At 70.0% G+C, this 12,317-nt stretch carries 14 protein-coding genes; 6 read left to right on the top strand and 8 right to left on the bottom strand.

Annotated features, from left to right (window positions below; genetic code table 11):
• Positions 1-159: 159 nt before the first annotated feature.
• Positions 160-519, top strand: coding sequence for a PIN domain-containing protein (locus tag WH85_RS52495; protein WP_211275551.1), 360 nt, complete (start codon positions 160-162; stop codon positions 517-519).
• Here the strand turns inward: WH85_RS52495 and WH85_RS35705 are convergent.
• The 4 genes from WH85_RS35705 to WH85_RS35690 all read right to left on the bottom strand — a co-directional run bounded on the left by WH85_RS35705 (position 509) and on the right by WH85_RS35690 (position 4,604).
• On the bottom strand, positions 509-1,018 hold the full coding sequence (locus tag WH85_RS35705; RefSeq protein ID WP_045746532.1) for a GNAT family N-acetyltransferase: 510 nt from the start codon (positions 1,016-1,018) through the stop codon (positions 509-511). The genes WH85_RS52495 and WH85_RS35705 overlap by 11 nt on opposite strands.
• The gene (locus tag WH85_RS35700; protein ID WP_045746531.1) at positions 1,015-1,926 is read right to left on the bottom strand and encodes a ribonuclease Z; all 912 of its coding nucleotides are present in this window, start codon (positions 1,924-1,926) and stop codon (positions 1,015-1,017) included. The genes WH85_RS35705 and WH85_RS35700 overlap by 4 nt, the downstream gene beginning before the upstream one ends.
• A gap of 291 nt (positions 1,927-2,217) precedes the next feature.
• A complete protein-coding gene (gene ppk2 / locus WH85_RS35695; RefSeq protein WP_425394683.1) occupies positions 2,218-3,186 on the bottom strand; it encodes a polyphosphate kinase 2 in 969 nt (322 codons plus the stop codon).
• On the bottom strand, positions 3,168-4,604 hold the full coding sequence (locus WH85_RS35690; protein ID WP_045746529.1) for a CYTH and CHAD domain-containing protein: 1,437 nt from the start codon (positions 4,602-4,604) through the stop codon (positions 3,168-3,170). Before WH85_RS35690 ends, ppk2 begins: the two co-directional genes overlap by 19 nt.
• 93 nt (positions 4,605-4,697) lie before the next feature.
• Between WH85_RS35690 and WH85_RS51850 the strand changes: the two genes are divergently transcribed.
• Positions 4,698-4,874: a hypothetical protein gene (locus WH85_RS51850; RefSeq protein ID WP_169792529.1), complete on the top strand. Its 177-nt coding sequence runs from the start codon at positions 4,698-4,700 to the stop codon at positions 4,872-4,874.
• Positions 4,875-4,983: 109 nt separating this feature from the next.
• On the opposite strand, the gene WH85_RS35685 is transcribed toward WH85_RS51850, so the two are convergent.
• Both WH85_RS35685 and WH85_RS35680 read right to left on the bottom strand, forming a co-directional pair.
• Complete coding sequence (locus WH85_RS35685; protein WP_045746558.1) at positions 4,984-5,295, bottom strand: hypothetical protein; 312 nt, start codon at positions 5,293-5,295, stop codon at positions 4,984-4,986.
• 467 nt (positions 5,296-5,762) lie between these two features.
• A complete protein-coding gene (locus WH85_RS35680) occupies positions 5,763-6,047 on the bottom strand; it encodes a hypothetical protein (RefSeq protein WP_045746528.1) in 285 nt (94 codons plus the stop codon).
• A gap of 145 nt (positions 6,048-6,192) precedes the next feature.
• On the opposite strand from WH85_RS35680, the gene WH85_RS35675 reads away from it, so the two are divergent.
• Entirely contained in the window at positions 6,193-7,212 is a 1,020-nt protein-coding gene (locus tag WH85_RS35675) for a DUF695 domain-containing protein (RefSeq protein WP_157411429.1), read from the top strand.
• Positions 7,213-7,215: 3 nt separating this feature from the next.
• Here the strand turns inward: WH85_RS35675 and WH85_RS35670 are convergent, their stop codons facing one another.
• Together WH85_RS35670 and WH85_RS35665 are read right to left on the bottom strand one after the other, a co-directional pair.
• A complete protein-coding gene (locus tag WH85_RS35670; protein ID WP_045746527.1) occupies positions 7,216-8,574 on the bottom strand; it encodes a cystathionine beta-synthase in 1,359 nt (452 codons plus the stop codon).
• A gap of 3 nt (positions 8,575-8,577) precedes the next feature.
• Complete coding sequence (locus tag WH85_RS35665; protein WP_045746526.1) at positions 8,578-8,922, bottom strand: YkvA family protein; 345 nt, start codon at positions 8,920-8,922, stop codon at positions 8,578-8,580.
• A 109-nt stretch (positions 8,923-9,031) separates the two neighbouring features.
• On the opposite strand from WH85_RS35665, the gene WH85_RS35660 reads away from it, so the two are divergent.
• From WH85_RS35660 to WH85_RS35650, 3 genes are read left to right on the top strand one after another with little or no spacing between them, the layout of a single operon-like run.
• Positions 9,032-10,105: an SGNH/GDSL hydrolase family protein gene (locus WH85_RS35660; protein ID WP_052721034.1), complete on the top strand. Its 1,074-nt coding sequence runs from the start codon at positions 9,032-9,034 to the stop codon at positions 10,103-10,105.
• A 23-nt stretch (positions 10,106-10,128) separates the two neighbouring features.
• Complete coding sequence (locus tag WH85_RS35655; RefSeq protein WP_045746525.1) at positions 10,129-10,917, top strand: SGNH/GDSL hydrolase family protein; 789 nt, start codon at positions 10,129-10,131, stop codon at positions 10,915-10,917.
• A gap of 43 nt (positions 10,918-10,960) precedes the next feature.
• Positions 10,961-12,205: an acetyl-CoA C-acetyltransferase gene (locus tag WH85_RS35650; protein WP_045746524.1), complete on the top strand. Its 1,245-nt coding sequence runs from the start codon at positions 10,961-10,963 to the stop codon at positions 12,203-12,205.
• Positions 12,206-12,317 lie beyond the last annotated feature (112 nt).

Below are 12,317 nucleotides of genomic sequence, written 5' to 3'. Positions count from 1 at the left end.
CATCGCGGCCGCTCCGAAAGACACCCTGACAGGGCACCCCGGTGAATCAACGCGACCTGCTATCACTCCTTCGAGATGATCCTTGAAAATGCGCCCACAAAATTCACATATTCAACTCGGCGTATTGCTAAGGGCCTCCCCGTGCGAGTGGGTATTTACGTGGACGGCTACAACCTTTATTACGGCGCTCGAGGACTCTGCGGCCGCGGAACTCCCGGGTGGCGCTGGCTCGACATACGCGCGCTGGCGACATCCCTCGTCGCCGCTCGCACCAACTGGCAGGGCTCCACGATCCACCGGGTCGTGTACTGCACGGCTCTGATCGACGCCGCCACGAACCCGTCCGGATATACCGACCAAGACATCTACCTCAAGGCTCTGAGCAGCGCTGCGATCCTGATCGTGGTATTGTTGCGGCATACACCACCCGGTTCCCTCGCGGAGCCGGGTTTTCTTTTTCGATCTTTCGGCGCCGGAAAAGATCTCCGTTTCCGCCGGAAACAAAAGATCAATTGCTGAGTGGGTACGCGTACCGCAGCTGCGGCAGCGGGTGGCCGTTGACCGGCTCGGTGCGGGTGGCGCCGTCGGGGGTCCAGCCTCCGCGTTCGTAGAAGCGCCGGGCCACCGGGTTCTCCTCGAGCACCCACAGGACCGCTAGGGGCTGGGCAAAATCGGCCATCTGCCGCAGTGCTTCGATCATCAGCTGCCGGCCCGCGCCGGTGCCGACCCGTTCCGGGGCCACGTGCAGGCCGTACAGCTCGACCGCGCCCTCCGTCTCGCTCGGGCCCACGTAAGAGAAGCCGATCAGGGTGCCGCCGTCCTCGGCGACGGTCATCCGGTGGGTGTCCTTCTCCCAGGTCCAGCGTTCGACCCACCACTGGGAGAGGCCGTCCGCGCTCCACACCTCGAATGTCTCGGCGGGGATCAGGCCGGCGTAGGCGTCGGCGCGGGAACGGTGGTGCAGGGCGCCGATCGAGGCCATGTCGGCGTCGTCGGCCGGGCGCAACAGCACGGTCATCGGTCGACGGTAGCCGGGCGGCGGGGCGGGACGAGGACCCGCGCCAGGTCCTCGGCGGCGACGATCGTGCCGGCGAACTCGGCGCGCGCCTCGTCGAGGAACTGCGACGAGTCGGGGTAGCGCTGGGAGAAGTGGGTCAGGACCAGGGTCTGCACGTTCGACTCGCGGGCCACCCGGGCGGCCTGACCGGCGGTCAGATGGCCGACCTGGGCGGCCAGGTCGGCGTCGGCGGCCAGGAACGTCGACTCGATGACGAGCATGTCGGCGTTCTCCGCCAGGGCGTAGACGTCGTCGCACAGGCCGGTGTCCATCACGAAGGCGAAGACCTGGCCGGGGCGGGGCACGCTCACCTGCTCCAGGGTCACGTCACCGAGGCGCCCGGTCTTCTGCAGCTCGCCGACGGCCGGCCCGCCGATCCCGTGTTCGGCCAGCAGGGCGGGGACGATCCGCCGGGAATCCGGTTCGACCAGGCGGTACCCGTACGTCTCGATGGGGTGCCGGAGCGGCAGCGCCGTGAGTCGCCCGGCGGACGTCTCCGCGACGAAGCCCTCGCCCACCGGCCCCGGCACGATCTCGGCGTTGTCCCAGTAGCTGGTGGCGTGCCGGAGACGGTCGTAGAACTCCTGCCCACCGGCCGGATAGTGCACGGCCACCGGGTGCGGCACCCTGTCGAGCGAGATGCGCTGCAGGATGCCCGGCAGGCCGAGGCTGTGGTCGCCGTGGAAGTGCGTGATGCAGATCCGCCGGATCGGGGTGACCGGCTGCCCGGCCATCAGCATCTGCCGCTGGGTGCCCTCACCCGGATCGAAGAGGATCACCTCGTCGTCCCAGCGCAGCAGGTAGCCGTTGTGGTTGCGGTGCCGGGTGGGCACCTGGCTGGCCGTGCCGAGCACGATCAGCTCCCGCATGATCTCCCCCGGAATCGAGGCCGGACATGAAGCGACCCCAGGGGACTTCCACGACCGCGAACGGTCATGGTCCGGTCGGACAAGGCCGGATCCCCTGGGGTCGGGTGGCTGTTCGGTATTCGCCTAGCCGCTGCCACACGGTCTCGACGTCAATCTCGAAGCTGTCGAGGACAGCGGCTAGCGGACAGCCACCTCACGAGTCCCGTTGCTATACAACTTCGGACCACCTCCCTTCACGTGTACGGCCACGTTAACCACCGGAAGCGGGTCCCGCCAACGCTTTTTGAATCACTACAGCCGCGGGAATACCCGGGGGGACATCTCGGTTCCCTCGACGACGAGCGAGGCGCCGCCCACGATCTTCGGATCGGGGACTCCGACCACCTCGGGGTCCTTGCCGGCGTACTCGAAACGGTGCAGCACATGCCGCATCGCCTCCAGCCGGGCGCGCTTCTTGTCGTTGCTCTTCACCACGGTCCACGGCGCGTCGGCGGTGTCGGTGTAGAAGAACATCGCCTCCTTCGCCTCGGTGTAGTCGCCCCACTTGTCCAGCGACTCCAGGTCCATCGGAGAGAGCTTCCACTGGCGGACCGGGTCGACCTGCCGGATCGCGAACCGGGTGTGCTGCTCGCCCTGAGTCACCGAGAACCAGAACTTGACCAGCCGGATCCCGGAACGGACCAGCATCCGTTCCAGCTCCGGGGTCTGCCGCAGGAACTCCAGGTACTCCTGGCGGGTGCAGAAACCCATCACCCGTTCGACGCCGGCCCGGTTGTACCAGGACCGGTCGAAGAGCACGATCTCACCGGCGGCCGGCAGGTGCTTGATGTAACGCTGGTAGTACCACTGGGAGTCCTCACGCGGGTTCGGCTTCTCCAGGGCCACCACCGAGGCGCCGCGCGGATTCAGATGCTCCATGAACCGCTTGATCGTGCCGCCCTTGCCGGCCGCGTCCCGGCCCTCGAAGAGGATCACCAGCCGCTCGCCGGTGTCCTTGCACCAGTTCTGCAGCTTCAACAGTTCGATCTGCAGCAGCCGCTTGTGGTGGTCGTAGTCGGGACGGGGCAGCCGCTCGTCGTACGGGTAGTCCTCCCGCCACGTGTCGACCGAACTGCCGTCGGCCTTCAGCAGTCGCGGATCGTCGTCCTCGTCGTCCATCACGCGGTAGCCGTTCAGCTCCGCGACCGGCCCGTCGTAGGGCGGGGTGGAGGTCTCCTCGTATCCCGCCCTGCCCTGTTCGCTCATGTCTTCTTCAGCCACCGCCGCACCCTCTTACGCCGCGCCGCCCGCACCAGAGCGGGCACCTCCGCAAGAGTCTCCTTACCCACTTGCTCCTGACGGCCGTACAGAACCCCGAAATGAAAACTGTCCGAACCGATTTCACGAAGTGTTTCGCGGGCGATCACCGAATCCTGGTGTGCGCCCAGCCCGTCCTGCAGACCGGTGAGCGCGTCGACCAGCCGCTCGGCCCGCTTGCCGTGTTCCGGGGCGATCAGTTCGATCGCGTACCGGGCCTGTTTGAAGGTCTTCCGGGACTCGTGCAACTTCTCGTCGACACCGGACTCGCGGGCCGCGTTCAGCTCGCCGTCGGCCTTGTCGAGCACCTTGCGGGCCCGCTTCGCCGGGTCGGGGCCGGGCCTGGAGGGACGGTCGACGAGGGCGTCGATCGCGTCCAGCAGGTCGAGGTAGCGGTCCGAGTCCAGGGCGGCGGCGAGCTCCGCCCTGCCGGCCGCGGCCTTGCCGTCGAGGCTCTCCCGGATCCGCTGCGCCACCGGCACGAACTCCGGCCCGGACTCCTCGACGCCGGCCAGCAGCCTCGCCTCCAGTACCTGCGGGTCACGGACCGCGCCGAGCAGCCGCGCCAGCCAGCGCAGCTCGTCACGGACCGGCGAGGCCGGGAACCATTTCCGGTACGTCTTCAGCGTGCTGCGCAGCCGCCGGGTGGCGACCCGCATCTTGTGCACGGCCGTCTCCTCGCCGTGACGGGCGGCCGGGTCGTGCTCGAGGATGGCGTCGCGCTGCTCACGCGCGTACCGGAAAACGGGGTTGACCTTGCCTTTGACCGTGGCCGTCGTGGTGGCGGCGGCCAGCCGGCCGGCAAGCGCGCGGGACACCTTCGACGGGCCGGACGCCGGGCGCGCGCCCTTCTTGGCCAGTCTCCTCTGCACGGCGTCGAGGACCGCGGTGTCGCCGTCGACCAGCTCGACCTCGATCTCCTGCCAGGCGGTCTGGACGCCGTTCTCGTCGGTGGCCCGGACCTGGTCCTGGGCGACGAGGGCGAGGACCCGCCCCGACCTGTCGCGCAGCGGGGTCTCCACCCGGTGCGTCTGCAGCCGGGCGACCGGCAGCAGCGGGCGCCGGCGCACGATGCCGCGCACCAGGCCCACCAGTTCGTCCGGCACCACCTCGGCCGCCTGGCCGGCGAGCCGGTGTTCCTTGCGCCCGGTGCCGTCACCGGGCGTCTTCAGGTGCCAGCCCGCGTCGTGGCCGCCGGTGCGGTGACGCAGGGTACGGCGGTTTCTCATCAACCGCAGGTCGTCGGTGTCGAAATACGTCGCGTCGAGATCGTGTGTCTCGGCGCCGTCGACGCCGGCGATACCGGCCGCACCGATCAGATCCGGAAGCTCGAAGTTCTCGGGGACGTCGTACTTGCGCTCGGTCTCGGTGGTGATCTCCACCCTTTGATTCTGCCCGGGTTCGCCTCACCTACACAGCGCCGTCTCAGGTTCGACTGTCATCGTGGGTGGCCCTTGCGCGTTTGGAGTGATCGCATGGAGAAGCAGGAACGTCGTCCCGTGTCCCTCGCCGCGGCCGTCAACGGCCTGCGCCTGATCGGAGCGGGCGCGGTCCTCGGCCTGGCCCTCACCGTCCCCGCCGCTCCGGCTCAGGCCGACACACCCCGCATCCCGCCGTCACCGGTCGCCGAGCACGACGCCTCGGAGGAGTGAGTCAGTCCCGCTCGCTCTCGGGAATGAGTCAGTCCCGCCCGCTCTCGGGAATGAGTCATTCCCGCCCGCTCTCGGGAATGAGTCAGTCCCGCTCGCTCTCGGGAATGAGTCAGTCCCGCTCGCGGAGATAGAGCGCCCGGGCGTAATGGGCGTTCGCCGCGGTGTAGTACATCGTGGCGAGGCCCACGTGAAAGGTGTTGCCGCTGATCGCGGCCTTCGCGACCGATGACGCCGACCAGCGGATCTCGGCGTCGCTGGCGCTGATGCCCTTGCGGGCGCAGCGCTGCTTGTTCATCTCCTTGCCGGTCCGCCACTGTTCCATGGCCTTCTCGGCTTCCAGCAGCATGGCCCGGGCCTTCTGCACGAGGTTCTCGGCGGTCGCCCAGGCGGCTCGCTCGTCGTCGTTCCGGTAGTCCGGCATCATGGCCCACCTCCACATGCGGTTGCCTATGATTTTGTGGCGCGATGTCCCGACATGTCGATCTTTTTCGACCGAGCGCGTGAAAGTACGGCGGGGTACTTGCCAACGAAGAGGGCGACCATGCAATACGGCCCGGCGGCCGCGCAGCGGCTCGAACCGGGCAGGTGATCGCGCGTGAGACGGAGAGGAACCGGTAGGGCGGGAACACGTGACCGAGTGAATGCGGGGGAACCTGTAGTCACGTGCTCCCGCCCACCTCCCCGCCCGAACCCGATGCGTCTGGCCGGAGACGCGGATCGACGGAGGCGTGCCGATCCTTGATCTGGTTCAAGGGCGGGTCTGGGCGCGGGATACCGCGGCACTGGCGGGGTGCCACGGCGTCACCGCTGGGGCGACGTCGACCGGGCCGGAATGCCGTCGCTTTGCCGGGGGACGGCGAAGCTCGTCGGCGACGTCGATGCTCTGGGTCAGGCGGTGTACCTCCGGCTGCTGTCGTTGTACCCGTGGTCGGACCGGTAGCCCGTCCGCATGCTGTTGATGTCGTGCCGCAGGGTCCATGCCTCGCGCCACGGGCGCCGCGCCACGATCTCGGCGCGTTCGGCGAGGCGGCGGGCCGAACAGGGCCAGCGGCATCCACACCAGACGCAGTTTCCGTCCCGGGCCGCCGAGTGGCGGCCGAGCATCTGCTGCGCGTCGCGCCACAACAGCCGATCAACGATGTCGGCGGGCGCTGCCTGGTCGACGTCGACCATTCCCTACCCCTTCCGGGAGTGGCTCATAGCTCCGTCACGACCTATACAACCGCGACCACCCATCGGCCGGTCGGACTGTCTGTGCGATTGCGGCGACTATCAGTGACGGTCATTGGAGGTGGCCGTTCTGCGGTACCGTCCGCTGGTGATCTTCAAACGGCGGAGGAAGAACGACCCATCGGCGGCGATCGACGCCTTCTGGCAGTGGTGGGCCACCGCGCGGCCGCGCGTCGAGAAGCTGATCGCGGGGACGCCGGACGACCACCTGGTCAAGGAACTCGGCGACGCCGTCGAGGCCGTCCACCCCGACCTGCACTGGGAGTTCACCGCCGGGGACACGTCACGGCACCTGCTCGTGGTCAGCGCCGGCGGCGACCCCGCCCTGCGCTCGCTGGCCGAACGCTGGCGCCGGGCCGGTCCGGCCCCGGACGACGTGTTCGGGTACGCCTCGTCGCGCCGCGGCGACCCCGCCGCGCTGGCCGACGCCCGCCTGTCCATCGCCGGGCACGAACTGGACCTGTCCGAGCTGCGGTTCGCCGCCGACGTGGACGAGGACCGCGACTGCGTCGACGTCCGGGTGTGGCATCCGGCGTTCCCGGCCATGCCGGAGGACGCCCGCGGCCAGATCACCTTCCTGGCGCTCGACTGGGTGCTCGGCGAGGACACCGTGGAGATCTGGGTCGGCGAGATCGCCACCGCCACCGGCCCCGGACCGGAACTGACCGCGGTGGAACTGGCCGCGCTGACCGCCGGGATGCGCCCCGAGGACGGCACCGAACGCTGGCGCAACCTGACCGGGATGCGCTCCGGCAAGCCGCTGGTCGCGATGGCGCAGACACCGCTCAAGCCGGCCCGCTGGCCCGGCCACGACCTGCACATCCGGCTCGAGGTGCCGTATTCGGACGCGGACGAGAACGGGTTCCCCTCGGCGGAGGCGTTCCCCGCCCTGTACGCCTTGGAGGACCACATCTCCGCGCACGCCGACGGGGCCATCGTGGTCGCCCACGAGACCTCCGACGGGACCCGGACCACCCACCTGTACGCGGACCGCCCGGCAGCCTCACACGCGCTGGAGCCGCTGATCGCGGGATGGCAGGACGGGCGTGTCCGGATGACGGTCACGCCCGACCCGCGGTGGGACGAGGTCGCCCACCTGAACCCCTAGCGTCTAGGACAGGTGCGCCAGCAGGTCCTGCCGGGTGAGCACCCCGGCGGGCTTGCCGTCCACCAGCACCAGCGCGGCGTCCGCCTTCTCCAGCAGGGCGACCGCCTCGGCCACCGCCTCACCGCCGCCGATCATCGGCAGGGACTCCCCCATGTGCCGTTCGATCGTGTCGTGCAGGTGCGCCTGGCCGGTGAAGAGCGCGTCCAGCAGCGCCTTCTCCGAGATCGAGCCGGCCACCTCGCCGGTGACCACGGGCGGCTCGGCCTTCAGCACCGGGAGCTGGCTGACGCCGTACTCCCGCATGTAGTCGATGGCGTCCCGGACCGTCTCGGTCGGGTGGACGTGCACCAGCGGCGGGATCCCGTCGCCCTTGCCGGCCAGGGCGTCGGCCACCGTCGGGGTGCCCTCCTGGGACCTCAGGAACCCGTACCGGGCCATCCAGCGGTCGTTGAAGATCTTCGACAGGTAGCCGCGGCCACCGTCCGGCAGCAGCACCACGATCACGTCGTCCGGGCCGGCCCGGCGGGCCACCTCGAGCGCCGCCACCACGGCCATCCCGCACGAGCCGCCGACGAGCAGGCCCTCCTCGCGGGCCAGCCGGCGGGTCATCTCGAACGAGTCGGAGTCACTGACCTCGATGACCTCGTCGGTGACGTCCCGGTCGTACGCCGACGGCCAGAAGTCCTCACCGACACCCTCCACGAGGTACGGCCGGCCGGTGCCACCGGAGTAGACACTGCCCTCCGGGTCGGCGCCGATCACCCGGACCGAACCCTGTTCCTTCAGATAGCGCCCGACACCGCTGATCGTGCCGCCGGTGCCGACACCCGCGACGAAATGGGTGATCTTGCCCTCGGTCTGCTTCCACAGCTCGGGGCCGGTGTCCTCGTAGTGCGACCGCGGGTTGGCCGGATTGCTGTACTGGTCCGGTTTCCACGCGCCGGGGATCTCCGCGGCGAGGCGGTTGGAGACGTTGTAGTAGGAACGGGGATCCTCGGGGGCGACGGCGGTCGGGCAGACCACCACCTCGGCGCCGTACGCCCGGAGCACGTTCTGCTTGTCCTCGCTGACCTTGTCGGGGCAGACGAAGACGCACTTGTAGCCGCGCCGCTGGGCCACCAGGGCCAAGCCGACACCGGTGTTGCCGCTGGTCGGCTCCACGATCGTGCCGCCTGGCTTGAGCAGGCCGGCCGCCTCGGCGTCCTGAACCATCCGTAGCGCGATCCGGTCCTTGACCGAACCACCGGGGTTCAGATATTCGACCTTGGCGAGCACGGTGGCACTGATGCCCTCGGTCACACTGTTGAGCTTGACCAGCGGGGTGTTGCCGATCATCTCGACCACGTTGTCGTAAAAGTGCACGCCCTACTTTACGACCAGGGGCTTGCCCGCCTGTTCCCACTCCAGGAAGCGTTCGGTCTCACTGAGCACCGTGCCCGCCAGCCAGGTGACCACGACAGCGTCGTCGACCAGGCCGAACACCCAGAAGAACATCTCCGGGACCGCGTCGACCGGCGACACCACATAGGCCGTGGCGGCGGCCATCAGGGCCAGGCGCAGGCCACCGTCGTACTGCCCCCGGGCACTGGCACTCATCATCCGGGGGATCGCGCCGATCCTCCGCCCGAGTGACGGTCCACCCCGGTTGCTCGCGCTCAGCGCCTTGGCGAGTGCACTGAACGCCGCAGCACGTTTCAACGTTTTGGCCATCTCTGTTCCTCTCTCCGCCACTCCAGCATGACCTGGGCACGCCATGATTGCCTCTCGCCGTCGCGAGTTAGCCTCGAATTCCACCCGCCTTGTGACCGCGAGGGAGACCGTGAGCAGCCTCGATATACCCAGCCTCTCCGCCGAGCAACTCCGCCGGATCAAGCTGGCCGGCCGGATCACCGGCCAGGTCGGCGGAGCCGTGGCGGGTCTGACCGCCGTTTCCGCGTGGATCCTGCTGCGTCAGGCCGCCGACGCCCGCCGGGTGATCCCGATGGCCGAGGCGCCCCCGCCGCGTGGCGACGGGGTGTATGGCGCGAAGTTCCCCGGCAAGCCGCTCAGCCTGTGCATCCTGGGTGATTCGACGGCCGCCGGGTACGGCGTGCACCGCCCCCGGGAGACCCCCGGGGCACTGTTCGCCACCGGTATCTCCCGGCGTCTGCACCGGCCGGTCCGGCTGCACCGGCTGGCCGTGGTCGGCTCGATCTCCGCCGGGCTGCCCTGGCAGGTGGACGCCGCCCTGGAGCACCGGCCCGACCTGGCGGTCATCTTCATCGGCGGCAACGACGTGACGCACGCCTCCGGGCGCCCGGCCGCGGTGCGCCACCTGGCCGACGCGGTCCGCCGACTGCGGGAGAGCGACTGCAAGGTGGTCGTCGGCACCTGCCCCGACCTGGGTGCGATCAAGCCGATCAAGCCGCCGCTGCGGTGGCTGGCCCGGCGCTGGAGCCGTCAGCTCGCGGCCCTGCAGACGGTCGCCGTGGTCGAGGCCGGTGGGCGGACGGTCTCGCTGGGCAACCTGCTGGGCCCGATGTTCGAGGCCGATCCGGGCCGGATGTACAGCTCCGATCGTTTCCACCCGTCCGCCGAGGGGTACGCCCGGGCAGCGGCCGTGATGATGCCGACGGTGCTCGCGGCGCTCGGCGAGGACGACCGGGTGGCCGGGGTTCCGGGCCTGCTCGCGGAGGGTGTGCGCACCCTGCCGGAGGCGGCCGACGAGGCGGTCCGCGCGCCGGGCACCGAGGTCAGCCCGACCCGGGTGAACGGGCGCGACCGTGGTCCGGCCGGCCGATGGGCCCAGTTGCGGCGGCATCCCTGGTTCGGTGAACCCCGGCACTGGTTCGGCTCGAGGTCGACCGGCGACGGGGCCGTAAGGTATACCCCAGAGGATCATCAGGTCGGCTGAACGCGCAGCAGGGAGGCGAGACGATGGCCGGACTGCCGGAACGACTGAGCAGGGCCGCAGCCACCAGCCTGCTGGCCGGTGCGGTGGGCGGGGCCGCCCTGCTGGCCGGCGAGATGCTGGCCGCCAAGGCACGGCGCTACGCGAAACCCACCATGGGTCTGGCGCTGCGCACGTCGATGGGCCCGCTGAACGCGCCGCCGCTGCGCCTGGTGCTGCTCGGTGACTCGGCGGCGGTGGGCGTGGGTGTGGAGTGGCTGGCCGACACCGTGGGCGGCCAGCTGGCCCGTCTGCTCGCCGACGGCACCACCCAGTCCGGCAAGCGGCACGTGCTGCTCTCCAGCGTGGGTGTCGCCGGGTCCCGTTCGAGTGATCTGGCCACCCAGGTGGCCCGGGCGCTGCTCGGCGAGCGCCCGGACGTGGCGGTGGTGCTGATCGGCGCCTACGACGCGGCGTCCGGCCGCAGTCCCGAGGACGCCTCCGGTCATCTCGGCCAGGCGGTCCGCCGGTTGCGTTCGGCGGGCGTGCAGGTCGTCGTCGGCACCTGCCCCGATCTGGGTGCGGCCCGTTCGATGGCGCCGCCGCTGCGGCAGATCGCCGGGCTGTTCGGCCGCCGGATGGCCCGCGCGCAGGCCAAGGCGGTCACCGACGCCGGCGGCGTGGTGGTCGATCTGGCCTCCGAGACGGGCGCGGTGTTCCGCGCCGACGCCGGCACCCTCTGCTACGACGGTTTCCACCCATCGGCCGACGGCTATCGGGTGTGGGCGCACGCGCTCTATCCGGCCGTGCACCGGGCGGCGCGCGCCGGGGTGTGAAAGAGGGGCTGGCGACCATGTTACCGATGAGTAAACTGGCGGGATGCCGGAAGCTGTCATCGTCGCCACCGCCCGCTCCCCGATCGGCCGCGCCCACAAGGGCTCCCTGAGGGAGCTGCGTCCCGACGACCTCGCCACCACGATCGTCGACGCCGCCCTGTCCAAGGTGCCGCAGCTCGACCGCACGCTCATCGAGGACCTCTACCTCGGGTGCGGGCTGCCCGGCGGCGAGCAGGGCTTCAACATGGCCCGTGTGGTCGCCACCAAGCTGGGGCTGGACGGCCTGCCCGGCGCGACGGTCACCCGCTACTGCTCGTCGTCGCTGCAGACGACGCGGATGGCGTTCCACGCGATCAAGGCCGGCGAGGGCGACATCTTCGTCTCCGCGGGCGTCGAGACGGTGTCGCGCTTCGCCCGCGGCAGCTCCGACGGTCTGCCGTCCGAGGCGGCCGCGCTGGTGGGCGGCAGCTGGCAGAATCCGTATTTCTCCGGCGCCGAGGCCCGTACCGCCCGATTCGCTGAAGGCGGTGAGACCTGGACCGATCCACGCTCTTATGGCGAGATTCCGGACATCTACATCTCGATGGGTCAGACCGCCGAGAACCTCGCCCAGATCAAGAACATCTCCCGGGCGGAGATGGACGAGTTCGGCGTCCGCAGCCAGAACCTCGCCGAGAAGGCCATCGCCGACGGCTTCTGGGAGCGGGAGATCACCCCGGTCACCCTCCCCGACGGCACCGTCGTGTCCACCGACGACGGCCCCCGCCCCGGCGTCAGCCTCGACGCCGTCTCCCAGCTCAAACCGGTCTTCCGCCCCGACGGCCGGGTCACCGCCGGCAACTGCTGCCCGCTCAACGACGGCGCCGCCGCGGTCGTCGTCATGAGCGACACCAAGGCCCGCGAGCTCGGCATCACCCCGCTGGCCCGGATCCTCGCCACCGGCGTCACCGCCCTCTCCCCCGAGATCATGGGCCTGGGCCCGGTCGAGGCCTCCCGGCAGGCCCTGCGCCGCGCCGGCCTGTCCATCGGCGACGTCGACCTGGTCGAGATCAACGAGGCGTTCGCGGCCCAGGTCATCCCCTCCTACCAGGACCTCGGCATCCCCCTCGACAAGCTCAACGTCAACGGCGGCGCCATCGCCATCGGCCACCCCTTCGGCATGACCGGCGCCCGCATCACCGGCACCCTGCTGAACTCCCTCTCCTGGCACGACAAGACCATCGGCCTGGAGACCATGTGCGTCGGCGGCGGCCAGGGCATGGCGCTGGTGGTGGAGCGCCTCTCCTAGATCAGAATCACAATCGGAGGATCGATGTCGTAGCGGGGTGGGTGGTGCGGACCGTCGCTCCCGCCGAGGGCCCGGCGACTCCCGCTGGCCGCTACGCGTCCAACCCGCGAGA

It is taken from the genome of Actinoplanes rectilineatus (genome assembly GCF_000962825.1).
Classification (GTDB): domain Bacteria; phylum Actinomycetota; class Actinomycetes; order Mycobacteriales; family Micromonosporaceae; genus Actinoplanes; species Actinoplanes rectilineatus.
This window is presented reverse-complemented; position numbering and strand designations above follow the sequence as displayed.

Bases quoted from the DNA above. Each gene is read 5' to 3' on its own strand.
- WH85_RS35705 (WP_045746532.1), bottom strand. From the start codon at position 1,018: ATGACCGTGCTGTTGCGCCCGGCCGACGACGCCGACATGGCCTCGATC.
- WH85_RS35700 (WP_045746531.1), bottom strand. From the start codon at position 1,926: ATGCGGGAGCTGATCGTGCTCGGCACGGCCAGCCAGGTGCCCACCCGG.
- WH85_RS51850 (WP_169792529.1), top strand. From the start codon at position 4,698: ATGGAGAAGCAGGAACGTCGTCCCGTGTCCCTCGCCGCGGCCGTCAAC.
- WH85_RS35685 (WP_045746558.1), bottom strand. From the start codon at position 5,295: ATGCCGGACTACCGGAACGACGACGAGCGAGCCGCCTGGGCGACCGCC.
- WH85_RS35680 (WP_045746528.1), bottom strand. From the start codon at position 6,047: ATGGTCGACGTCGACCAGGCAGCGCCCGCCGACATCGTTGATCGGCTG.
- WH85_RS35665 (WP_045746526.1), bottom strand. From the start codon at position 8,922: ATGGCCAAAACGTTGAAACGTGCTGCGGCGTTCAGTGCACTCGCCAAG.
- WH85_RS35655 (WP_045746525.1), top strand. From the start codon at position 10,129: ATGGCCGGACTGCCGGAACGACTGAGCAGGGCCGCAGCCACCAGCCTG.
- WH85_RS35650 (WP_045746524.1), top strand. From the start codon at position 10,961: ATGCCGGAAGCTGTCATCGTCGCCACCGCCCGCTCCCCGATCGGCCGC.